The organism is Flavobacterium tegetincola DSM 22377 (genome assembly GCF_000425485.1).
In the GTDB taxonomy this organism is placed as follows: Bacteria; Bacteroidota; Bacteroidia; order Flavobacteriales; family Flavobacteriaceae; genus Flavobacterium; species Flavobacterium tegetincola.
Genome location: NZ_AUDN01000024.1, coordinates 38552 through 61029, shown reverse-complemented (window position 1 = coordinate 61029; position 22478 = coordinate 38552). Strand labels below are relative to the sequence as shown.

Here is a 22478-nt window from a genome sequence, read left to right as displayed (position 1 = left end):
GAAGAAGAAAAGGCTGATTACAACTTTTAAGATTATGCTGAACGTAAATTAGCTTCGTTGCTAGGTTTGCGAGGCTTTAATTGTGGACGTTTAAATTTTATGCACTTTAAGTTCGTAACGAGATTTGTTTAAAAACGGACCGAGTTAAAATAAGGAATAAATTGGATGATAAAATGAATTTTACTTCACCGATTCCTTCAAAATAGTATGCACCAATTCCTTCGATACTTTCTGGTTTCCAATTTTATTCCGAACTTCTTCAAAAGTTACTTTAAAGTCGCAACCGCTTTTATAACCACTACATCCATAGGCAGTTTTTCCTTTTAAAACGGTTCCACTTTTACATTTTGGACACGTTAAAGCGTCGGAAGTTGGTTTCTCAATTGTCTTTTTGGGTTCTAATTTAAGTTGGAAATTTTCGTCAAAGCGAAGCAAACCTTCTACGGTTCCATTTTCGGTTTTGAACTCTTTCAAATTCACCGTCGAACCTTTTTGCAGCAAACGCACGAATTGATTTTCTGATATTTTCTTTTCGGAAAATGAAAAAGGTAATTTAAATTCGCAACCAGACTTGTATGCACTGCAACCGTAAGCTGATTTTCCCTTCAATAATTTTCCTTTTTTACATTTGGGACAGGTTTCTGCAGCAATTCCGGAAGCTTTCTTTTTTTCAACAGTAGCTACTTTTTTAGGCGTGTTTTCTGTGTGGGAAATATTCGCTCCTTTTCGTTCCAATCGTACTTCTGAAACCAAATGATCTACCATTTGCTTCATGTTTCTGATAAAGGCAGAAGCGGTAAATGTTCCTTTTTCAATATCTTTCAACTGTTTTTCCCAAGAACCTGTGAGTTCGGCAGATTTCAGCAATTCATTTTGAATCGTGTCAATCAGTTGAACGCCAGTTGGAGTAGGTAACAACTGTTTTTTGTTTCGAACAATATACTGACGTTTGAATAAAGTTTCGATAATATTCGCACGAGTGGAAGGTCGTCCGATGCCGTTTTCCTTCATTAAATCGCGTAAATCTTCGTCGTCAATTTGTTTTCCTGCCGTTTCCATCGCTCTTAATAAGGAGGCTTCGGTAAAATAATTAGGTGCCTTTGTTTCCTTTTCTAAAAATGAAGGTTGGTGTGGTCCTTTTTCGCCAACGATGAAACTTGGTAGTAAATCGGCTTCTTTTTCTTTAGCATTTGGGTCTTCAAAAACAACGCGAAAGCCTTTTTTAATAATTTCTTTTCCAGTCGCTTTAAAGGGAACTTCGGCTGCTTTTCCGAAAACTGTGGTATTGGCAACCAAGCAATCATCATAGAAAACGGCAATAAAACGTTTGGTAATAATATCATATACACGTTGCTGGTTGTATTGCAAATTCTGTTGAATTCCCGTTGGAATAATCGCGTGGTGATCGGTTACTTTTTTATCATTGAAAACTTTGGTTGATTTCTTGATTTTCTTTGCTAAAAGCGGTTGCGTTAAATTGGCGTAAGCCGTCAATTTCTGCAAAATACCGGCAACTTTTGGATACACATCGTTTGGCAAAAAAGTGGTATCGACTCTGGGATAGGTAATTACCTTTTGTTCGTATAAGGTTTGCGCTATTTTCAAGGTTTCTTCGGCTGAAAAGCCAAACTTGGTATTGCAATAGACTTGCAAACCTGTTAAATCGAATAATTTTGGAGCAAATTCATTACCGTTCTTTTTTTCAACAGCTATAATTTCGAAATCACTTTCTTGGACTTTTTGTGCCAATAATTCCCCAGCTTCTTTCTTTAAAAAACGACCTTCTTCATAGCTGAAAAGGGTGTCTCTGTATAAAGTTTGCAATTCCCAATAGGGTTGTGGTTTGAAGTTTTCTATTTCTTTGAAACGTTCCACAACCATTGCTAATGTTGGCGTTTGTACGCGTCCGATGGATAAAACTTGTTTGTAACCGCCGTGTTTTACGGTATACAATCGAGTGGCGTTCATTCCTAAAAGCCAGTCGCCAATGGCTCGCGAAAAACCTGCATAATATAAATTGTCGTAATTAGTTGACGGTTTCAAATTCTCGAAACCTTCCCGAATAGCTTCCATGGTTAAGGAAGAAATCCACAAGCGTTGCACTTCGCCTTTGTACTTGGCTTCGTTCATGACCCAACGTTGGATGAGTTCTCCTTCTTGACCCGCATCACCACAATTGATGACCAAACTGGCTTTGTCAAAAAGACTTTTAATGATTTTAAATTGCTTTTGAATACCCGAATTTTGAACTACTTTAGTTTCAAACTTTTCAGGAAGCATGGGTAAATTGTTCAAATCCCAACTTTTCCAATGCGGTTTGTAATCGTTGGGCTCTTTTAAGGTACATAAATGTCCAAAAGTGTACGTAACCGCGTAACCGTTGCCTTCAAAGTAACCATCACGCTTGGTATTGGCTCCTAAAACAGTTGCAATTTCTCGAGCGACACTTGGTTTTTCAGCAATACAGACCTTCATTTTTCAGTTCAATTTTGGAAGCGCAAAGTAAGGAATTGAATTCTTAAAAAGGTGCAAAAATTGAGGTTTAAAGTTTAAAAGGTCTAGGTTTTATAGTTTGATATTTTGGAAAGCAAAAATTTGATTTACATTATCGAAACTCCTATCTTATCAAGTAATTTTACAATCTTTTGTAGCTCAAGTCTTTCGATCCTTGAATCCTTCCTTATAAAACTAATTCTCGAAACAACTTCTCAAATGTTTCATCTAAATCTTCACTTAATCCAGCATGTGGACGTGAGGTTTGCAAAACAGAACTTCGAACAGCGGTCAACCATCGGAAGCGTTCAGGTGTTTCCAATTGGCCAATTCTGCCGCCTAATGTGTTTCCTTTAGCCGTATTTTGAAAAGATTCAAGATAGTGGTGCAAATCATCCAACCCAATTTCAGTATCAAAAAGGTTAAATTTGGCTTCATTGATTTGAAATTCCATTCGAATGTAACGCCGTCTTTTGCAAAACAAAATCAAACCTACATTGAGGAATTCCTCGCGTTCTACTTTTGGCACCACGCGAATTACGGCATACTCATATAAGTGCGGTTCGTGCATGTTGTGCTTGATTTACAAAAGTAGCTGCGTGTGATTTTCGCAACACTAAAAATTGATAATAAATGGCTCTAATTTCATCTGGAGATTGATCATTTCCTTCCCAATCCAACCAGTCATCGGGGAGAAGTGCTACAATTTCCTTTAACTTTTCATCGGTTATAAGCGCTTGAAATTCCAAATTGACTTCTTCCAATAGAGATGCTTGTGGGAGTAAAACGTGGTCTTTGATTAAGGCAAACGGACTCATAGCATGCTTTTCCCAATTTTCCCAAGAATGATGAAAATAGAAAGCAGCTCCATGATCAATGAGCCATAATTCTTTGTGCCAAAGTAATAAGTTGGTATTTCTAAACGTGCGATCGACATTGGTAATAAAAGAATCAAGCCAGACGACTTGCGATGCTAATTTAGCATTGACTTCCTGTGTATTTGGGTCAAAATTTAAAGCACCAGAAAGAAAGTGCAAACCTAAATTGAGTCCGCGACTTTTTTGAAGTAATTCTTGGATTTCTTCATCGGCTTCAGTGCGTCCAAAAGCTTCATCGAGTTCAATGAAAACCAGTTCAGGAACGGGTAAACCCATTGCTCGAGCGATTTCTCCACCTAAATATTCGGCAATAAGTGCTTTTGTACCGTGACCGGCACCTCTAAATTTAAGTACGTACTTAAAATCGTCACTGGCATCTGCCAATGCGGGAAGTGATCCACCTTCGCGAAGTGCTTGAATGTATCGTGTAACGTGAACTGTTCTTAATTTCATTTTTTATAGGAAGTGTAAGGGCAATATTGGAAGCAAAAATAACAATTATTTTTTCTTTACCATGGCAAATAATCCTGCAATAGCAACGACAGCTCCGACAATGAGGAACGTCAATCCGGTCTTATCTTCCATTCCAAAAAATGATTTAATTTCGGATCCCGCCGAATTCATGTGATTGATCCCGTAAGCTGCCAAAGCAATTCCTATGATTAGAATGATTATTCCTGCTGCGTTTTTCATAGTATTTGATTTAAATATTAATTTTTAATAAAGCTATGAAATTTTAATTGAACGGCAAGAATCTAAGCTAAAATAGAAGTTAGAATGTGGGGAAGATAAAATTTTGAGATCAGTGTATCTTAGGACTGCGTGGGTTAAAATGACAGAAAAAAAACTCGAAACCATGTAGTTCCGAGTTTATGTAAATGAAATGCGAATTTAAAAGAAGAAGAAGCCAACGGTAACTTGCACCACAGCGTTTTGATTGCTTATTTTCTCACCAACATACTTATTGATGTTAGTAAGCCCGTGATAGTAACGTGCCGAAAAATTCAGTCCATTATCTAATTTATATCCAATACCAGCATTAACGCCAAGGTCAAACTTTTTTATATTGTGGCGCGCATCATATGGACCAATAGGAGTTTCAGCAATGGCAACAGTTTGAAAGCCCACCTGAGGTCCTGCTTCGACGCTAAAACCTTTAATCACATAATACTTAGCGATCAATGGTATGTTGACATATTTAATTTTTAATGTAATCGCATCACTTTTAAAACCTTGTCTTGAAAATACAAATTCAGGTTGAAAAGAAAACGTTTCAGTGAATTTTAATTCAGCCATTGCTCCAACCACAACAGCTGTAAGTGGGTCGAAATCACTCGAATTATCACCCGTAACCATGGCATAATTTCCACCTATTTTTGCACCAAATGTAACTTCTTGTCCACTTACGCGAATACATCCTAAAAGAAGTACTGCCGTCAAAATCAATATGTTCTTCATTGCTTTATTGTTTAAAGTGTGGCAAATTTATTGTTTTATAGTGAAATGTTTGTATTTATTTACCAATTTAATCAATAAAAGTTCTACATGTACCGAGGACTTAACATTTCACCGGGTAATAATGGGGCAAAAAGGTGCTTGCTATCTACAACTTTAGTAAAATCAGTGAAGAAGTCGATCAATTTTCCTTTTAATTTGTTGTGAAAAATGAATTAAAACCTCCCTTTCTAAATTTGAAAAACGAATCAATAGCGCAAGCGGCGAGCAAAATAATTGCCCCGATGTTGGCAATATTGGCTACATTTTCAAACGTTTCTTGATTTCGAACTCCAATCGCAATCAATGCCCAAGCGCCTACAACGGCAAATTCTCGTAGATTTCTACTTACAATTGCCCAAATATTTACGAGGACTGCCACCACGATCATGAGTATTGCCCAAGTCTCTTGAGCGAGTCCGAAACCATCCCAACCTGATTTATATAAGTAAGCAGAAATATTCGCTATGCTTGCTACAGTTACCCAGCCTGCATAAAACACGAAAGGCCAAGCTGTAAAGAGTAGTTTACTAAATGGTTCTAAATCCAGCTCTAACCTGCATCGGAAAATAATTTGCATAAGCGAAAATAGAAGTACCAATATGAACAAGCAAGACAGTCCGGTATATCCGTAAATCCATAGAAATACCCACCCACTGTTGGCTATGCAAGAAATCACAAACCACCAGCCAATTTTTAAAACCACCTCATCCGATGCAGTATTTGAAGAAAATAAACTTCTTCCTTGGTAGAAAATGAAGCCAAGTAGCAACAGGTAAATAAATCCCCAAATGGCAAAAGCATAACCTGCAGGAGTAAATAAAGTGGTTAATCCATTGGAAACACCGCCAATCGTTTTGCCATTCAGCAAACCAGTATTCGATAAATAATTGATGATTATCGTAGCTATCAATGCGATTCCGTTGGCAATTTGTAAAGTGCGTTTCATAAGTCGGTATTTTTTGATCTTAAAATTACATTATTTTAGAATTAGTACACTAAAAAAGGATAACGAATTTATATTTAGAAATCGAAAGGGGATTTTTACACTGTTGTTATAAATTGAAACAGATCTGAAATTAGCTGAAGTAATTTCATAATCTATAAAAATATTGGAGACTAAAAATTTGTGAAATGTGTCAAAAGAAAAGCCACTCTCACTTCGATACAGTCTTTATAAAAAAAACTATAGAATGACATTCTAAAGCATTGGTTATGAACTTAAGTACTCTTAATATTTTTATAAATATGCTTTTTAACGCTCGAAATTCAGTCTATAAATTGTACTTTAGATGAAATAAATGACTCACAAAATAAATTTTAATTAAAAATTCAATGCTATGAATGACAGAAGAATCTCCGAAAAAATGGAACAATTATTAAACAAACAGATGACACGCGAGGCTTATCAAGCTCAAGTTTATTTGTCCTACGGTTCTTGGGCCGAAGTAAATAGCTTTCCTGGAATATCGGCATTTTTATACAAGCACTCTAATGAGGAACGCCAACATATGTTCAAATTCCTGAAGTATATTAACGATCGCGGAGGGAATGCAACGATTGAAGCGATTCCGGCAGCACCAGTACACCCTAAAAATATTGGTGAATGTTTGAACGCTGTGCTTCAACATGAAATAAACAATTCAAAAGAAATAGACAAGATTGTAAATCTGGCACATGAAGAGAAAGATTGGGCTACTTTTAATTTTGGACAGTGGTTTGTGAAAGAGCAAATCGAGGAAGAAACACTAATCAAAGATGTGATTGATAAATACAATTTAGCGTCTACCGAAACGTCAAAAAATAATAACTTGTACGAAATGGATAAAGATTTAGGCAGTGCTTCACAAGAGGGAACTTTGCCACGCGAAGAAACACTTTAAGCTAAAATATAGTTGAAACAAAAAGGATGTGGGACAGATGTTGTACATCCTTTTTTTTGTGCCAAATAGTGCTAATTTCCCTGCAGTCTCTTCCACAACTTTTGCAGTAAAAGTCTGCCGTCCCTTTTTGCTTTTGGTACCTCAATTACAGTGTAAGTTCCATTTGAGTTGCGAACAAATTCATAGCTAAAAGCAAACTGTGGCGCCGCTGGATTATCGTTTAACAAGCCAAAACGTAAATCGTTAAAATAGACACGGTTTTCCTGCCGACTGACAATATGCCAGCCTTCCGAAATAGTGACTAATTGGTTGTATTTTGATGTTTTATTTATTTGTGAACCAGCGTATTTATCGGTTTTATATAAAGTAAAACTTATGGATTGTGAGTCCAATAAAGAGTAATCGCCTAGTAAATAGCCATCGTTGGTTTTTACATTTGCATTCCATAAAATCGTGTTGAAAGCGGTGGGTTTGACAATGATTTCGCTGTACGAAATGTGTTGACTTTTCAGTGCGTTTTCAAATTTTTGCAACGCGAATAATTTGATTCCACAGGAAATTAATAAGTAGCAAGAACTGAGGAAGAGGCCTCGAAATACATACTTTTTACGCAGTAATTCTACCTTAGTACGAAAGACAAAAATCAGTGAAATTAATAAGGGAATGGTGTACAATGGATCGATTACAAATATGGTTTTTAATGCGTAACGATTTGGCAACGGCCATAAGATTTGAGTGCCCCACGAGGTAAAGGCATCTAATAAAACATGGGTAAATAGACCGAAAAATGCGATTGCAATTGCACGTTGTAAACTGATTTTTCCCCGTTCTAATTTGGCAATAGCCCAACCCAAAATTGGAGCTAAAAGCAAAAATAAAAACAACGAATGACTAATACCGCGGTGAATGGCCACTCCAGAAACGGGATCCATAAATAAGCCTACCACCACATCCAAGTCGGGAAGCGTGCCTAAAATAGCGCCGTAAATAAAGGTTTTGTTCTTGAGTTGACGTCCCGCAATTGCTTCAACCGTGGCAATTCCTAAAAGTACTTGGGTGAATGAATCCATTCTATCTTCGTTTTCAAATGAGGTGTGAAATGCAAACCTATTAAAAAAGAGTCAAGTGACGAAAGTTTTTGAATAAATTGCTTGTCGTTTGCTTGATTTGTTGAGGTAGTAATTGGGCGTTGGGAAACAAATTGTTTCTCCACCATAAAAATCAGGTACTTCACAAGCAAAAATAGTAAGTTGTAAGTTGATGAAAGTTGAGAAGATTGTAGGTAATCCAAGTTGTAATTGTGTGTGGGTAGGTTTTATAAATGGAAGTTAAAACCGAGTCAGTGAGAATTTTTCAACCTTTGAAGAACTCATTGATGACAATAACTTTTTAAATGTCTTGCTTTCAAATGCAATCGTGACCGACTATTTTGAAAGGAATACAGTTGTGATAAAACTGTTTCATTAGTGTAAGAATTAGCAACAAGGTATCCGTGATGGAAATAATAATTTCATCATAATCTTATTTCACGTTAAACCTAAATTCTATAATTTAGTCTTATCACCAACTTTCAAACAGCAAATATGAAACCAGCCTCACTATGGTCGTTACGCTTGGGATTTTCCAATAAGGAAGCCCAAAAAATAGAATCTCTTGGCTTAGAGCGGTTTTTAAATGCCTCTTTCAAAACCAAATTCGATGCTGTTGTTCCTTCATTTTTAAAGGACAGCCCGAGAACTTTAGAAGAGTTAAAAGCAATTCGGCAGCAACTTAAAGGTCAATCGGCTGAAGAAGGTCAAGAGATGCGGAAGAAAGAAAACCAAGTTTCGCAAGAAATGAAAATTTGGTGGATGGAGAAAATGACGTCGGAGGAATTCCCCCTGAGAGAGAAAATGACGTGTTTTTGGCACAACCATTATGTATCCACCTTTCAAAAAGTAAAAGTCAATCATTGGATTTTTCAACACAATCAGATTTTAAGGGAAAATGCTTTTGGCAATTTCAAGACATTGACCAAACAAATCGTAAAGTCGAATGCCATGGTACGTTACTTGGACAATGTGGACAACCGAAAAGGCAAAATTAATGAAAACTTAAGTAGGGAATTGCTGGAATTATTCACACTCGGCATTGGCAATTACACCGAAGAGGACATTAAAAACGGTGCAAAAGGATTAGCCGGTTTAGGTTTGGGCGAATCAGAAGCTTTATATCGTAAATTTCAACAAGACAACGACCCAATTACCTATTTCGGGCAAAAAGGAACGTTTAAAGCTGATGAATTAATTGACATCATTTTTGAACAGAAATCCGCTCCTTATTTGATTACCCGAAAATTATTGAAATGGTTTATTTACGACGCTCCTTCGGAAGAATTGGTGAAGTATTACGGCGATTATTTGCGGAAAGTGGACTACGAAATCCAACCCCTTTTGCAAAAAATGTTTGCCGAAGAATACGCCAAAAATACGGCAGGTTCAAAAATAAAAGACCCATTGGTGTATGTTTTGCAATTGCAAGATGAATTGCATATTGACAAAATGAATGCACGTTTAATGCTCGCTTTTTTAAAACAGCAAGGCATGGATTTATTTGGTCAACCGAATGTAAAAGGCTGGAACGGCGGAAAGGAATGGCTTTCATCTCAAGTATATTTACAACGGAACACAGCTGCTGATTTACTTTGCAACGGAAAAAATTTAGGTCAGAATAATAAGGTGGAAGAAAATGAAATGATGCAAAATAAAGCAAGTAAACGACTCGATATTGCACTAAACTTTGACGCATCAGGAACCAATAAAACCATTATTTCTGAACTGCAAAACCGCTTATTGTTTCAAAACGATGCCGAGATGCAAACTGATTTTGAAACTATACTCAAATACGATTTTAATCCCAAAAGCGAAGGAGCAGAAAATGCCGTCCTTCGATTGTTTAACGCGATGGTAAAACGACCTGAATTTCAACTCATCTAATTATGAACAGACGTAACTTTTTATCCCTAACAGGTACTTTTACAGGAGGTTCTTTGCTTTTGCCCAACTTTCTACACGCTTTTGGCAACCAACCGAACTTGGTTGTGGGTGAACAATGCATGGTTTTCATCCAACTCAACGGTGGAAACGACGGCTTGAATACGTTCATTCCGTACGAAAACCCGATGTATTATGATTTGCGACCAAAAATTGCACTTGCCAAAGACGTGATTGTGGGAAAGACAAACGGAATGGGTTTTCATCCTGCTTTGAAAGATTTTGCAGCCATGCAACAAAATGGCGATTTGAGTGTAGTGCAAAACGTAGGCTATCCAGAGCCTGTGCGTTCGCATTTTCGAAGTCAAGAGATTTGGCAAACCGGAAGCGACAGTAACCAATACGGAACCAACGGCTGGCTCGGAAAATACTTGGATTTGCAATGCCACGACCACGAACCTACAGCTGGAATCAACCTCGACAGCATTGATAATTTGGCGTTGAAAGGGGAGGAGCCTAATTCCATAACGGTCAAAGACCCGAACCGTTTTAAAATCAATAAGGACAAAGAGGATGCCCTCCAACTTTCCGAAAATCCCCAATTGGATTTTGTGCGAAAAATAGCCAATTCGGTGACGGAAGGTTCAGCAGAAATCCAGAAAGCCTTGGCAAAATCAACCGCTGAAGTCAGCTACCCGAAAACCAATTTGGGTAAAAACCTCGAGTGGATTGCCCGATTGGTAAAAGGGAATTTGAATTCAAAAGTCTACTATACTTCACAAAACGGCTACGATACCCACGACAATCAGTTGATTTTGCACAATAGAAATTTAACCGAACTGAACGATGCTTTAGCAGGTTTTTACAAAGACATGAAGCAAGCCAAACTGCTGCAAAACGTCACGATTGTGGTATTCTCGGAATTTGGCCGACGCGTCAAAGACAACGGCAGCGGAACCGACCACGGAACAGCAGCTCCGATGTTTGTCATTGGCGGAAGTACAAGAGGAAAAGTACTTGGAAACAATCCCAATTTGTCCAACCTAGACAAAGGCGATTTGAAGCACGAGATTGATTTCAGGTCGGTATACGTCACTTTATTGCAGAATAAGATGGACTTTGACCCCAAAAAGATTGGAATAAAGCAGAGTGTGTTGAACGGGTTATTTTAGTATAATAGTATTTAATTGGAAAGGCAATTTATAGTGACAGTCCTTTCAAATGTATTTTCAATAAAAATGCCTCCAAATAGTATTGTTTTTGGTGGCATTTCATTTCTTATTTTTTATAAAAAGCTTCTTCTATTCCTTGTCTAAATGCTTCTTCGCCAACGGCAATTCGTTGTGCATACATTTGCTTGGCATCTGTTCCAGCCACATATCTTAAGGTAGATTTTTCAAACAATCAAATTTTTCTAAACTTCCTGCATCAAAATAGTACAAAATAACTACTTTTGCATAGTGAACAAATCAGTAAACATAGCATCTATTTTTCCTAAACACTTATTTTGGGATATGGACTATAATAAACTTAATCTTTCAAGAGACAAGGAAATTATAATCCCTAGAGCTTTGTACGCTACAACTCCAGATACTTTTGAGGAGGATATTAAAAAGTTAGAAAGTTTATATTCATCCAAAATGATTGTAAAATATCTAAAACAAACTACCGAAAATGTCAGCAATAAAATTTGTTTGTTAGTGGCAAAACGATACAATGTTGAACCATTCGTTCGCTTTTCGTTATAAAAAATGAAAGCAGTTTCTCCAGCAATTATCAAAATTATTTCTCAATTGCAAAGCATACCATCAATTTCAGAGTTTTCTTTAGGTGGCGGTACTAATTTAGCATTGCAGTTCAACCATCGCATTTCCGAAGATATTGACTTGTTTTGCTCAGGAATAGTGGGTAAACAAGGTTTTAAAATGATAGAAGAAGATGTGAAGAAAGTATTTGGTAAAAGCGCTAGAAACTTTGATGATCCTTGTGATATTAACGACCAGTTTTGTTTCATTCGATTTTTTATAGATACCCCAGAAGGAGAAACTATAAAAGTAGAGTTACTGCAAAATATGAAAAACCTGTATCAAATAGAGATTAAAGACGGAATTAAAGTACTTTCAAAAAAAGACATTGGTATATTCAAATTGATAAGTGCATCAAATCGCTTTGCCAAAAAAGACATCTACGATTTAGATTTCATTACCGATGAAATTCCATTAATAGATTTGTTTGAAGTATTAATGGTAAAGAGAATAAAATTCAACAAAGAACAAGACAGAACTATTTTTGACCTCAATGACAATCAATCTCCAATAGAGTTTCCAGAATTGCTTTTAAAATTTGATAAAAATACAACTTCAAGAAATTTACCAATGCACTCTCACGATCACATTAAAATTATTGAGGGGAACAAAAGTTGGATAGAAAGTAAAATTAGTTGGCGTTCCAAAGTCAGAAAATTGTTCACACATATAGGGAAAGACTTTCCTGGTCCGATCGGAATAAAAATTAAATAAAATTTAGAGTACAAAAAAAACTATTACTTTTGTCCGATTGAAGTTGCAATTTTTGCCACCATAGAACATTTCTTTTGGTGGCATTTCATTACTTATTCTTTATAAAAAACATCTTCTATTCCTTGTCTAAATGCTTCTTCGCCAACGGCAATTCGTTGTGCATACATTTGCTTGGCATCTGTTCCTGCCACATATCTCAAAGTAGATTTGCCATCAGTTGCGGCTTCATAAACTACAGCTGCAATTTGTTCAGGTGTCGAATACTCTTTGGCTCTTTCGGGGTCCATAAAAACCGACAAAACTTTGTTCATCTGTTTATTATACGCTTCATGTTGTGTCATTACCAAAGAACGACCTGCAAAATCGGTAGCAATTCCGCCTGGTGAAACTGTTTTCACCGTTATTCCAAATTCTTTTAGTTCGAATGCCAAACTTAGGCTAAATCCTTCCAAAGCCTATTTTGTAGCGTGATAAACGGAGTTAAAAGGCAAGGTAATCAAACCTCCTATAGAAGTGGTTGTTATAAAAGTACCTGCTTTGTTTTCTCTAAAATGCGGCAAAAACTGCTGTGTAACAAGCATGACACCTAAAAGATTAGTGTTCAATTGGTTCGTTAATTGGTCATCTGTTGCTCCTTCAAATGGCCCTGCAAGTCCGTAACCTGCATTATTAAAAACAACATCAATTTTACCAAGTCCCAAGGCCTTATTTACCGTTCCCTCGATTTGGGCAACATTGGTAACATCTAATGGCAAGAGCGTTATGTTTGCTACTTCAGCAAGTGCTGTTTCGTTTTCTGGTTTTATCATAGTAGCGATTACATTCCAGTTGTGTTTTGCAAAAAGCAAAGCCGTAGCTTTTCCTAAACCAGAGGAAGCTCCTGTGATAAAAATTGTTTTACTCATAATAGTATTGTTTTATTTTTTGTTTTACTTGCTAAGAATTTTTGGTTAATGTTTGGCAATAATCAGCTATACTGATGCCTATTTATAAGAGGCAAAAGCATAAATTAATTATAGTAATAACCATATTATTTAGGTGTATTCAAACCGAACGCTGCTTAATTCAAGCTCTGTCTGTACTCGTTTGGACTCATAGCCGTTTTCTTTTTGAACATTTTACTAAAGTATTGCGGATATTCAAATCCCAAGGCATAAGCGATTTCACTGGCACTCGTATTGGAATTCAGCAATTGATTTTTAGCCTTTTCAATAATAAATTGATGAATATGGTCTTGGGTACTTTTGCCGGTTTCTTTTCGCAATAAATCACTCAAATATTTTGGCGACATGTTCATCGCTTCTCCGCAATATTGCACCGTTGGAATCCCTAATTTAATTTGTTGATTCGAATGATAATACGTTTTCAAAACTTGTTCAAATTGGGTGACAAAATCCTGATTCAAGTTGGTTCTGGTAAAAAATTGACGGTCATAAAATCGGACGCAGTAATTGAGCAACAATTCTAAGTTCGAAATAATTAGCGTTTGACTGTGTGTATCGATATTACTGTTGTATTCGCGTTCGATTTTTTCTGCAATTTCAGTTACCGTTTTTCGTTCTTCGTCCGAAAGATGCAACGCTTCATTAGATGCATATCCAAAAAAAGAATACTGCTCAATCTTCTTTCCTAATGCTGATTTTCGAATTAAATCCGGGTGAAAGACAATGCTCCAACCGGTATCTTCACGATTTACATTTTGTTTTTCGACTTCCAAAACTTGATTCGGAGCCATAAAAACCATTGAACCCTCTTGGTAATCATAGGAGTTTCTGCCGTAATTGGTGATGGTAAAAGGACAATTGTCTTTTAAGCTAATTTGGTACAAGCCTACAGCATATTTAAATTTTTCAATTTCTAAATCTTTCAGCTCTTTCGCCAAACGAACTACCGAAACCAATGGATGTTTTGGCTTTGACATACCAAAAAAAGCATGTAATTCTGAAATGGTATTTATGGTGATGATTTCCTTCATGTCTTTCGAATTAAATTATAAATTTTCCCACCAACTATCGTAAATTTCACTTGTAGTGTTTATCAAAATCTCTTGTCCAATTTTTGGCGTAATCACTTCCAAATGGAGTTCTTTGGCTTTGGCCTGAACGCGCTTTATTGGATCTTTCCAATCGTGCATTGCTAGTTTGAAACCTCCCCAGTGAATAGGCATGATCTTTTTGGCCTGAACATCTATACCTGCTTGAGCAGTTTCTTCGGGCATCATGTGTATGTCTGACCATTTGTTGTCGTATTGACCACATTCCATTAAAGCCAAATCAAAAGGACCGTATTTATCGCCGATCTCTTTGAAATGCGATGCATAACCGCTGTCTCCACTAAAATAAAGGTTGTCGTTTTTGGACTGAATTACCCAAGAACTCCACAAGGTACTTTGACCGTTGTTTAACTTTCGACCCGAAAAATGTTGAGCAGGGGTACAAATCAAAGTTAGTGTTTCGAATTGAATTTCATCCCACCAATCGAGTTCTGATATTTTGGAAGCTGGAATTCCCCAGGCTTTTAAGTGTTCTCCAACTCCTAATGGCGAAAAAAAATGCGTGGTTTTATCTTTTATTTTCATCACCGTTTCATAATCCAAGTGGTCGTAATGGTCGTGAGAAAAAATCACGGCATCAATATGCGGTAATTTTTCGATGGCAATTGGTAATTCAGCATTAAAACGGTCCGCTCCTAATAATGGATGTGGTGCCGCGACTTTACCAAACATAGGGTCTAACAAAATCGTTTTGCCTTCTATTTGTAACAAGAAAGCCGAATGTCCAAACCATACCAATCGTGCTTTGCCTTTGTAATCGGCTACGTCAATCGAATCGATTTTTTGGACTTTCAAATCTTCTTTTGGGCGGCCATTTTCTACTTTGGTAGTAAAAAAATAATAAGCCACATCCAACTTTTCCGAAAAGCTAAGTTCTTTGGGAACGGCATTGGTATTATTAAATTTACCGTTTTTGTATTGTGCCGATTTTTGGTACACGAGCTGTTTTTCTTTCGAAACATTTCCTCCAAAATTGGGATAGAAGTTGGTAAAAGCCAAATATACAACTACCAAAAGGCTAATTATTAGGAGCGTTGGTATCATGATTCTTTTTATAATTCGTTTCAAATTTCTGTTCTTCATTTATTTAGGACAAAATTAGACGAATTATATCTTGTAGCTGTATACTAATTACTTTTCGTTGTATGCGTATTGCGGAATTTGGTAGTTTTTGCTTATTCTATTTTTAGTTCAAACCTATTTGAGGACAATAAATAGAATAACATTTAAGTTTTGGCACTTATAGGCATCCCATGGAACGCAAAGAAAATCTACCTAGTTTGTCATTCTGGAAGAATGGCACTCACGCATACTTATCCTTACTAAGCCACAATAGTTTTAATTTTCACTATTTTTCGACTTTATTTGTTTCGTTTTTTTTTATTTCCAATGATTCTTTTGCCCATCTAATAAACGCCTCAGAATCTTCTAATATAGCAGCTGGAATACTGTAAAATGAAAGCACGGTTGCATTACTTTTAAAAGGTTTTAATGGAACCGAACCTGATTCAATAAATTTAGCCTTATTGGTGTCATCTACTTTCAGATAAACCATATCGCTTGCAATAATTCCAAAAGCTAAATCATCCTGGTACAATGCAACACAACCAAACATTTTATTGATATGCACATTACTCCAACCCGATAATTGGTCCAGAACAAATTGTGTAAAATCCTTTGAAACAGCCATTTTTATTTATTTTTTGAATACAGTTTTGACGCTATCCAAGCTCCAATAATCATCTCTGCCCAAGCGATGGGGAATATAATAGCAGCCGCACTCCACGCTCCCAATCCTGAATTGACACTGGCAATCCAGAAAATACCAATGGTTGCAAAAGCAGTAATTGTACCTGAAATAATAATTGACTTTAAGTTATTCCCAAAAGCAACGGAACAAAGCCAAAATATAAATACTAAAATTACAGACAATAAAGTATCCCAAATTCCCCAAATCAAGGCATTACTCACTTCCATTGCGCCAATTGGTATTCTGCCTGCAAAGAATTTTTCTATCAAGGGGAAGGCAACAAACATAGCTCTTGCTACTTCTGCAATATGTATCCAAATGCTGGTTATTAGAGTGATAATAACAAATTGTTTCAAATTAAAAACTTTATTTTCCATGGTGATGCTGTATTTACATTGCACACAAAGTTAGATAAAATGAAGGAAAATAAACATTGCTATTTGCTAAGAAATGGATTGTATTGTTTGAAGTAACGCACTTGGTGTCGTTTTGTGAATTTTAACCTCTGAGCAATCATTAAAACGTTTGAATGCTGCTATCTCTTTTGAAAAGGCAACTTTAAACGCATCATTAAAAGAAAAATTTTCTTCAAAAAACAAATGATGAATATGAAGCGTTGCACTCTTTCTATCAGCCTTACAATCCATTCTGGCCACTAATTTACCTTCCCATAATACGGGTGATGAAAAATAGCCGTATTTACGTTTCGCTTCGGGAGTATAACATTCAATTTTGTATTCAAAATCAAATAAGTGCTGCATGCGTTTGCGCTGAATTAATAAATTATCAAAAGGAGATAGAATTTTCAGCTGACTTTTGATAGGGGTATTTACCAAATTCAAAGTGTCAGGAAAGGCGTAATATAGTTCTCCGTTTACACTTAGTTGCACTAATTCATTGTTTGAATGCATCTCCTTTAATTCGGAAGCGACAACTGTTTTGGTGTTTTTAAGTAAATAGGCTATTTCACTCGCTTGACCAATACCATTGGCCCTTAAATAGCTTGTAATTAAAAACCGGATATGTTGTTGCTGACTAGGACAAGTAGTATCAATGTTGTTGGGTAGGACGCGTTCCGTTAGGTCATACACTTTATGAAAATTCTTCCGACTCGAAATCATCAAATCGCCTTGCATAAACAAATTTTCTAAAGCTTGTTTTGCGGGTTTGCTTTGCCATTCTCCCAGTTTAGCCTTGTGTTCAAAGTCTTTTGCCATTAAAGGTCCTTCGTTTTCTATACGTTTTAGTATCGTATCCATTAGTTTGACATCTTTCTGAAACCAGTGGCTTTGTTCGTTTTTTAGAATAGCCTCTTTACGGGGAAGCGAATACTTATAGTCGCGCATCGGCAGATATGCTGCAGCATGCGACCAATATTCGAATAGTTGTTTAGATTCAATTAAGGTATCAATATGAGAAAGTTCGTATGCAGGATTTCTATTCCACAACGTATGATGATGGGCACGCTGAATAGCAGATATGGTATCTATTTGCACATAACCAAGATGTTCAATACTGGCCAGCGTAGTATCTATCGCAGTTCCGTTTACTGTATTTGGCAAAACGCGTTGGGAAAGCAACACTATCTTTTGTGCTTCTGATAGGGAAAGTATTTCTTTCATAGTAGAATTTTACTTTGTTGTATTTTTTAAATCCTGTAAGATATAGAAAAACATTTAAGTTTTGGCACTTAAAAGTAACTAACGAAACGCAAAGCAAATCCACCTAGTTTGTCATTCTACAAGAATCTTACACACGCATGCACAACGAGCATCCGCAATCAGGATCATTGCGAGGATTGCGGAAATCACGTACAGTGCGTCACCTTATTAAGAATTGTAAATTTGATTTTAAACGTCTAGTAATGGATTTATTTTGCGGGCAAAAAATACAATTTTACGCTAATGTACCGTTGAAATTGTAGTTATATTCGAACGCTCGGGGCGAATTCGGAGACATTTGCACAGCAGCTATACTATAGTAGAACACTTCGTATAGCTGGAGCACGTAATTTAGAAAATAAAAACCAAATAGAAAACAACCGAGTATTTTCGTAAGTAATCGATAACTAGGCAATTAATTATGCACGGTGTTGCCAGTATTTTTTATGTTCTTTGCACAATCAGATGCAATTATTAATCCAGCTGCCATCATAATAATGTCTTTTAAAACCAATCTTCCAGCTCCAGATAGAAAAGGAAATCCAAATTGAGGTGTTGGCATATCGCCTCCTAAATTTGGAACATATACTTCTGGAGTGCTTATGAGGAAGGTTAAGGTAACAATGGACATTCCAAATGTTAACAATCCTCCCCACAGACCGATTCTTGGAAACCAAATTCCCAAAAGTGTCAAAAGTCCTATAATAACAATTACACTTCCTAACCCATAAGAGAAGGTATACGTATTATTTGATTTATGCCATTCTATATTTTTCTCTACCATTTTACCTTCTGGGTTTTTGTGTAGCATGTATTCTTTAACGGTTTTTCCTTCTTCATTGATGGCTGTTTTGTTACTGTTTTCATAAAAGAAGCTCATTAAGGGACTATTTGCTACAAAAGGAACTATTCCATCTGCTTCGTATTGGTACGCTTTTAGACCACCAATCCAAACCATCACTATAAAAATGGCAATACGAATGAAATTGATAAAGTTGGATTGACTGTTTATTAATAAATTAAGTAAGATGTTCATAATTAAATTTTTTTGAGAACAAAATTATACATTAAGAATAAGCTAAAGAATGGATTAAAGCGGATGAACGATGGATTATTTTGCCACTATAGAAATCCCTACTTTCTCACGAAAATGAGTGGGAGACAATCCAACTTCTTTCTTAAAATACCTACTAAAATAAAATTCGTCATCGAAGTTTAGCTCAACTGAAACTTCTTTTACAGTTTTAAAAGTGAGGTGCAATAATTTCTTAGCTTCTATGATAACGCGCTCTTGGATGAGTTGCGTTGGTGTTTTTCCAACTTGAGATTTTATTTTTTTACTAAATGAAGAAAGGGACATATTTAACTTATCGGCATAGAATGAAGAATTACGTTCTGTATGAAAATGCAATTCTAACAAACTTTGAAACAGTAGCAGCTCATTTTCATTAGTTTGTGGTGTGAGTCTATTGCCAAGTTGTTCATCTTTTTCACTACTACAAATAGCTAATATGAGCTGTAGATAAGATTTTATAACAGATTCTGAAAACCTTTTATTGGCTCCAACTTCTTTTTCCATTTTATCGACTAGTTGGGATATTTCTTGAAATTTAATTGTATTGAGTGAAAGGTAGGGTTGCAAATAGATATTATTAAATAACAATCCATTACAAGCAACTTCTTTTTTATGATACTCAATACAATAAAAATCTCCGTGAAATTGTAGTAATTTCACTTTTGAAGAAGTAGAACCGAACCATTTTAAATTTTGATAAGGAGAAAGGAATAAAATAGACTTTCGTTTCGTTTTATATTTTACAATGTTGACAGAAAAATCCGACTCATCATCCAATAAAATAATGGAATACAAGGGAACATTATAATTTTTAATAAAATAGTTGGCTTCTAAAGATTGTATTGAAAACAAATTTCGATTTTTTTAATTGCTGGCCACTCATCTATATGTATCACAAAACGATACAAAGCCACCAATTTTCAGTTTATATTTATCACTACAATGATACTTCAATCATTATGCTAATGTAAGATAAAACAATGAAAATCGATACCAATAAATTGTGCGAAATGATTATAGCAATTGCAAATAGGGGGTTAAGCTCAATACGAGCTAATGATGAATACATTTCTTCTACTTCAAAAAAAACACCAATCTAATGACTGGTCCTTGTTGGTAGCTAATTTTGACCCAAGGGATTGGAGCAACAGTAAACGACACTACTTTAGCATTAGTTACCGACTATGATACACGCAGGGATTGTGAAATGTTGCTTTTCCTTTTATAAATCAGATTTAATATTCATTACGTCCTCTAAGGCATATTTTAACCGGTTTTGTGCTCCTTCCTGCGAGCCAAACAACGACCGAAAAAGAATACCTTCATGATTTATAATTAACCATTGCGGTGTTCCTTCTGAATTGAACTGATCGTAAACTTGGTGCTTTTCATCAATGTAAATAGGAAAAGGCAGTTCATCAATTGTAAAAATGCTTTGAATTTCTTCTTTAGTAGTTTTTGTGTTTCCAAAATTGGTATGAATGCCAATAACTTGTAAATCCTTAAACTCTTTTTGAAAGGCAAAGGCTAATGGAATGGCTCTTCCCGAGCAACCCAAACATTGATTTCGGTAAATGATAAGTAACAGATTTTTACCTTTGTACTTTGCCATTAAGTTGATTTCGTTTTCTTCAAAATCAGTTACCACTATCGACGTTATTTTACTGTTTTCTGTCATTTTCTTTAATTTTGAACTCTTTAATAAATAGCATTTTTCAGTACGCCAAGGACTACAACGGATAAAAAGATTTCGGTGCACCCTTTAGACACCTATAAATGTAGTTGTTTTTTTGTTTATTAGGAACTATGACAATAGTATTTGCAAATAATCCAATCCCAACTGTGTTACCAATCCATATAGAAATAAGGAACTTACAAACTCAAATGATTTCTTTTTTACGTTTAGGTCCGTGAAATAGTAGTTGAAGTAAATGCTTTTTGAAAGCACATCATAAGACTCACAAAATTCTTGGGCATCAATTTGTTCTTTGTACAACCCTTGTAGTTTGCCGTGTTCGATATTATCGACAATAAACTGCAAAATGATAGTGTCACTATAATTTATGGCATTAAAAAAACTATTGGCAGGCCCTTTTTTAATTTCGTTTTTGACCATTGGATAAACCCGATGCATTTTTTTATTGATGTAGGTAATAAAGTACATCAGTTCTTCTAAGGCATTGTGCCCTATCTGCTGAATTCTACTGATATTTTTCTTGAGTATTTTGGCTTGTTTTCGGATCGTTTTAATAACTAAATCTTCTTTGTTTTTGAAATATTTATAGATTGTTTTTTTCGAAATCCCACATTTTGAAGCAATATCATCTAGGGTTACATGATTGATTGCGCTGCTGTAAAAAAGTACAGCAGCGTTTTTCAATATTAGGTTTTTGGTTTGGTTTTTCATTCCAATTATTTTTATGTTATTCTAAACTTGAAGTCGCTTTTTTGTAATTGGCTTCGCTAATTTTGAATACTGCTTTGGCATCAATCACATCAGAGAAAGCGGTTTGCCACATCACTTGTGCTTCTAGAACATCTTTTCCTATCACCGTTCCGGCATCAAAACGATCATTGTTTAAGCGTAAGTTTTCATCGGCTTGCGCTAATGATTTTTGAGTGATTTCTATACGTTCTTTGGCACGAAGCATGTCAAGTTTTGCATTTGCAATTTCGATAGCTACTAATTCTTGGGTTTGTTCCAATTCAAATTTTTGTGCTTCTACTTTAAAATCTTGTTCTTTTACTTTTTGTTTGCGACCTCCCCAATCAAAAACGGGAACTTTCACGCTCAACATGGCATAGTACGAACTAAAATTATTATCGCCTGTAGCAAAATTAATTCCTTTGCCCAGACCGTATAATCCGCTTACGTTCATTGCTACTGTTGGTTTTCTGTCTGCTTCAAGTAGTTTTGATTTTAATTCTTCGATAGAAACCGCTTTTTCAATTATTTTAATTTCAGGACGATTTGCGATCGCGTTCTCCTGCGAAAGCTGACTTTCGATAGCATCAATCTCGATCTCAGCATCTTCGATGGTAAATTCAGTTTCTTTCGAACCAATTAATTGCGCCATTTTTAAATTTAAAATGGTCAAAGCATCTTTCGCTTTCGATAAATTTAATTGTGCTTGATTGAGTTGTACTTGCACACGCAAAACATCATTTTTGTAGATGATTCCGGCATTGTACGAGTTGTTTAAATCTTTCAATAATTGACTCAACATTGCATTGGACTTGGTGGCCAAATCAATTTTACCTTTGACATTGATAATTTGCCAATAAGTGGTCTCTACATCAAGAAGCACTTCGTTATTGGTCAATGTTTTTTGTGACGTATAAAGCGCCACTGCGGCAGTACTAATTTGTTTGGCGGTATTTATTTTGCCACCTGCGTAAATCACCTGTGTTACACCCAAGGTTACACTAGCATTGTACTCTGGTAACAATGCGCTCAACGGTTTACCAACATTTAGGCCAGTTGCACTCGCTTCTAAACTTGGTTTGTTAGCTGTAAAAGCACCTACTTCAGCGGCAGTGGCTGCTTCAATTGAAGAATTAGCTTTTTTGATTTTTTTATTGTTCGATAAAGCCTCTTTTTTAGCAGTGTCAAGGGAGAGATTTCTCCCCTGAGCAAAGCTGTTTGTGGTAAGGCTGGCAGCCAATAGCGTGAAAGCTACTATTGCCATCTTTATATTTT

The 22478-nt window shown here is 35.9% G+C and carries 25 protein-coding genes; 5 read left to right on the top strand and 20 right to left on the bottom strand.

Annotated elements, in window-relative coordinates:
• Positions 1–180: 180 nt before the first annotated feature.
• From H602_RS0107005 to H602_RS18320, 6 genes are all read right to left on the bottom strand, one after another.
• Complete coding sequence (locus H602_RS0107005; protein ID WP_026977380.1) at positions 181–2475, bottom strand: DNA topoisomerase 3; 2295 nt, start codon at positions 2473–2475, stop codon at positions 181–183.
• Between the two features lie 205 nt (positions 2476–2680).
• Entirely contained in the window at positions 2681–3064 is a 384-nt protein-coding gene (locus H602_RS0107000) for a DUF3037 domain-containing protein (protein ID WP_026977379.1), read from the bottom strand.
• The gene (locus H602_RS0106995) at positions 3042–3824 is read right to left on the bottom strand and encodes a HipA family kinase (RefSeq protein WP_026977378.1); all 783 of its coding nucleotides are present in this window, start codon (positions 3822–3824) and stop codon (positions 3042–3044) included. Before H602_RS0106995 ends, H602_RS0107000 begins: the two co-directional genes overlap by 23 nt.
• A 45-nt stretch (positions 3825–3869) precedes the next feature.
• Positions 3870–4064, bottom strand: coding sequence for a DUF3185 family protein (locus tag H602_RS0106990; RefSeq protein ID WP_026977377.1), 195 nt, complete (start codon positions 4062–4064; stop codon positions 3870–3872).
• A gap of 198 nt (positions 4065–4262) precedes the next feature.
• Positions 4263–4829 (bottom strand): porin family protein, encoded by a 567-nt coding sequence (locus H602_RS0106985; RefSeq protein WP_026977376.1) that lies wholly within the window; start codon positions 4827–4829, stop codon positions 4263–4265.
• Between the two features lie 190 nt (positions 4830–5019).
• On the bottom strand, positions 5020–5814 hold the full coding sequence (locus tag H602_RS18320) for a hypothetical protein (protein WP_051224236.1): 795 nt from the start codon (positions 5812–5814) through the stop codon (positions 5020–5022).
• A gap of 391 nt (positions 5815–6205) precedes the next feature.
• Here H602_RS18320 and H602_RS0106975 point away from each other — a divergent pair, with 391 nt between their 5' ends.
• Complete coding sequence (locus H602_RS0106975) at positions 6206–6748, top strand: ferritin (protein WP_026977375.1); 543 nt, start codon at positions 6206–6208, stop codon at positions 6746–6748.
• Positions 6749–6819: 71 nt separating this feature from the next.
• On the opposite strand, the gene H602_RS0106970 is transcribed toward H602_RS0106975, so the two are convergent.
• Positions 6820–7818, bottom strand: a complete 999-nt coding sequence (locus H602_RS0106970) for a metal-dependent hydrolase (RefSeq protein WP_026977374.1) — start codon at positions 7816–7818, stop codon at positions 6820–6822.
• Positions 7819–8331: 513 nt separating this feature from the next.
• On the opposite strand from H602_RS0106970, the gene H602_RS0106960 reads away from it, so the two are divergent.
• Complete coding sequence (locus tag H602_RS0106960) at positions 8332–9723, top strand: DUF1800 domain-containing protein (RefSeq protein ID WP_026977373.1); 1392 nt, start codon at positions 8332–8334, stop codon at positions 9721–9723.
• Between the two features lie 2 nt (positions 9724–9725).
• Positions 9726–10892 (top strand): DUF1501 domain-containing protein, encoded by a 1167-nt coding sequence (locus H602_RS0106955; RefSeq protein ID WP_026977372.1) that lies wholly within the window; start codon positions 9726–9728, stop codon positions 10890–10892.
• A gap of 106 nt (positions 10893–10998) precedes the next feature.
• On the opposite strand, the gene H602_RS20415 is transcribed toward H602_RS0106955, so the two are convergent.
• The gene (locus H602_RS20415; RefSeq protein ID WP_281170773.1) at positions 10999–11124 is read right to left on the bottom strand and encodes a hypothetical protein; all 126 of its coding nucleotides are present in this window, start codon (positions 11122–11124) and stop codon (positions 10999–11001) included.
• A gap of 56 nt (positions 11125–11180) precedes the next feature.
• Between H602_RS20415 and H602_RS0106945 the strand changes: the two genes are divergently transcribed.
• Both H602_RS0106945 and H602_RS19315 read left to right on the top strand, forming a co-directional pair.
• Positions 11181–11468 (top strand): DUF6922 domain-containing protein, encoded by a 288-nt coding sequence (locus H602_RS0106945; protein WP_026977371.1) that lies wholly within the window; start codon positions 11181–11183, stop codon positions 11466–11468.
• 3 nt (positions 11469–11471) lie between these two features.
• Complete coding sequence (locus H602_RS19315) at positions 11472–12239, top strand: nucleotidyl transferase AbiEii/AbiGii toxin family protein (RefSeq protein WP_051224233.1); 768 nt, start codon at positions 11472–11474, stop codon at positions 12237–12239.
• 92 nt (positions 12240–12331) lie between these two features.
• Here the strand turns inward: H602_RS19315 and H602_RS20455 are convergent, their stop codons facing one another.
• From H602_RS20455 to H602_RS0106885, 12 genes are all read right to left on the bottom strand, one after another.
• Positions 12332–12691, bottom strand: a complete 360-nt coding sequence (locus tag H602_RS20455) for a Rossmann-fold NAD(P)-binding domain-containing protein (RefSeq protein WP_342663485.1) — start codon at positions 12689–12691, stop codon at positions 12332–12334.
• 3 nt (positions 12692–12694) lie between these two features.
• Entirely contained in the window at positions 12695–13144 is a 450-nt protein-coding gene (locus tag H602_RS20450) for an SDR family oxidoreductase (RefSeq protein ID WP_342663484.1), read from the bottom strand.
• Between the two features lie 155 nt (positions 13145–13299).
• The gene (locus H602_RS0106930) at positions 13300–14214 is read right to left on the bottom strand and encodes a helix-turn-helix domain-containing protein (RefSeq protein WP_026977369.1); all 915 of its coding nucleotides are present in this window, start codon (positions 14212–14214) and stop codon (positions 13300–13302) included.
• Positions 14215–14229: 15 nt separating this feature from the next.
• Positions 14230–15375: an MBL fold metallo-hydrolase gene (locus H602_RS0106925; RefSeq protein ID WP_245574931.1), complete on the bottom strand. Its 1146-nt coding sequence runs from the start codon at positions 15373–15375 to the stop codon at positions 14230–14232.
• Between the two features lie 265 nt (positions 15376–15640).
• Positions 15641–15982 (bottom strand): TfoX/Sxy family protein, encoded by a 342-nt coding sequence (locus H602_RS0106920; protein WP_026977367.1) that lies wholly within the window; start codon positions 15980–15982, stop codon positions 15641–15643.
• Between the two features lie 2 nt (positions 15983–15984).
• Positions 15985–16419 (bottom strand): hypothetical protein, encoded by a 435-nt coding sequence (locus tag H602_RS0106915; RefSeq protein ID WP_026977366.1) that lies wholly within the window; start codon positions 16417–16419, stop codon positions 15985–15987.
• Between the two features lie 66 nt (positions 16420–16485).
• A complete protein-coding gene (locus H602_RS0106910) occupies positions 16486–17664 on the bottom strand; it encodes a winged helix-turn-helix domain-containing protein (RefSeq protein ID WP_026977365.1) in 1179 nt (392 codons plus the stop codon).
• A gap of 454 nt (positions 17665–18118) precedes the next feature.
• The gene (locus H602_RS0106905) at positions 18119–18739 is read right to left on the bottom strand and encodes a DUF417 family protein (protein ID WP_026977364.1); all 621 of its coding nucleotides are present in this window, start codon (positions 18737–18739) and stop codon (positions 18119–18121) included.
• A gap of 75 nt (positions 18740–18814) precedes the next feature.
• A complete protein-coding gene (locus H602_RS0106900) occupies positions 18815–19573 on the bottom strand; it encodes an AraC family transcriptional regulator (RefSeq protein ID WP_051224254.1) in 759 nt (252 codons plus the stop codon).
• Positions 19574–20000: 427 nt separating this feature from the next.
• A complete protein-coding gene (locus tag H602_RS18310; RefSeq protein ID WP_035759081.1) occupies positions 20001–20456 on the bottom strand; it encodes a TlpA family protein disulfide reductase in 456 nt (151 codons plus the stop codon).
• Positions 20457–20582: 126 nt separating this feature from the next.
• Complete coding sequence (locus tag H602_RS0106890) at positions 20583–21185, bottom strand: TetR/AcrR family transcriptional regulator (protein WP_026977362.1); 603 nt, start codon at positions 21183–21185, stop codon at positions 20583–20585.
• A 16-nt stretch (positions 21186–21201) separates the two neighbouring features.
• Positions 21202–22467 (bottom strand): TolC family protein, encoded by a 1266-nt coding sequence (locus H602_RS0106885; RefSeq protein ID WP_169516025.1) that lies wholly within the window; start codon positions 22465–22467, stop codon positions 21202–21204.
• Between the last annotated feature and the right edge of the window lie 11 nt (positions 22468–22478).

Coding starts and splice junctions, on each gene's coding strand:
- H602_RS0106990 (WP_026977377.1), bottom strand. CDS start 4,064: ATGAAAAACGCAGCAGGAATAATCATTCTAATCATAGGAATTGCTTTG.
- H602_RS0106890 (WP_026977362.1), bottom strand. CDS start 21,185: ATGAAAAACCAAACCAAAAACCTAATATTGAAAAACGCTGCTGTACTT.
- H602_RS0106995 (WP_026977378.1), bottom strand. CDS start 3,824: ATGAAATTAAGAACAGTTCACGTTACACGATACATTCAAGCACTTCGC.
- H602_RS0106925 (WP_245574931.1), bottom strand. CDS start 15,375: ATGAAGAACAGAAATTTGAAACGAATTATAAAAAGAATCATGATACCA.
- H602_RS0106920 (WP_026977367.1), bottom strand. CDS start 15,982: ATGGCTGTTTCAAAGGATTTTACACAATTTGTTCTGGACCAATTATCG.
- H602_RS20450 (WP_342663484.1), bottom strand. CDS start 13,144: ATGAGTAAAACAATTTTTATCACAGGAGCTTCCTCTGGTTTAGGAAAA.
- H602_RS18320 (WP_051224236.1), bottom strand. CDS start 5,814: ATGAAACGCACTTTACAAATTGCCAACGGAATCGCATTGATAGCTACG.
- H602_RS0106905 (WP_026977364.1), bottom strand. CDS start 18,739: ATGAACATCTTACTTAATTTATTAATAAACAGTCAATCCAACTTTATC.
- H602_RS0106915 (WP_026977366.1), bottom strand. CDS start 16,419: ATGGAAAATAAAGTTTTTAATTTGAAACAATTTGTTATTATCACTCTA.
- H602_RS0106930 (WP_026977369.1), bottom strand. CDS start 14,214: ATGAAGGAAATCATCACCATAAATACCATTTCAGAATTACATGCTTTT.
- H602_RS0107000 (WP_026977379.1), bottom strand. CDS start 3,064: ATGCACGAACCGCACTTATATGAGTATGCCGTAATTCGCGTGGTGCCA.
- H602_RS19315 (WP_051224233.1), top strand. CDS start 11,472: ATGAAAGCAGTTTCTCCAGCAATTATCAAAATTATTTCTCAATTGCAA.
- H602_RS0106960 (WP_026977373.1), top strand. CDS start 8,332: ATGAAACCAGCCTCACTATGGTCGTTACGCTTGGGATTTTCCAATAAG.
- H602_RS0106975 (WP_026977375.1), top strand. CDS start 6,206: ATGAATGACAGAAGAATCTCCGAAAAAATGGAACAATTATTAAACAAA.
- H602_RS0106955 (WP_026977372.1), top strand. CDS start 9,726: ATGAACAGACGTAACTTTTTATCCCTAACAGGTACTTTTACAGGAGGT.
- H602_RS0106910 (WP_026977365.1), bottom strand. CDS start 17,664: ATGAAAGAAATACTTTCCCTATCAGAAGCACAAAAGATAGTGTTGCTT.
- H602_RS0106885 (WP_169516025.1), bottom strand. CDS start 22,467: ATGGCAATAGTAGCTTTCACGCTATTGGCTGCCAGCCTTACCACAAAC.
- H602_RS18310 (WP_035759081.1), bottom strand. CDS start 20,456: ATGACAGAAAACAGTAAAATAACGTCGATAGTGGTAACTGATTTTGAA.
- H602_RS0107005 (WP_026977380.1), bottom strand. CDS start 2,475: ATGAAGGTCTGTATTGCTGAAAAACCAAGTGTCGCTCGAGAAATTGCA.
- H602_RS0106985 (WP_026977376.1), bottom strand. CDS start 4,829: ATGAAGAACATATTGATTTTGACGGCAGTACTTCTTTTAGGATGTATT.
- H602_RS0106970 (WP_026977374.1), bottom strand. CDS start 7,818: ATGGATTCATTCACCCAAGTACTTTTAGGAATTGCCACGGTTGAAGCA.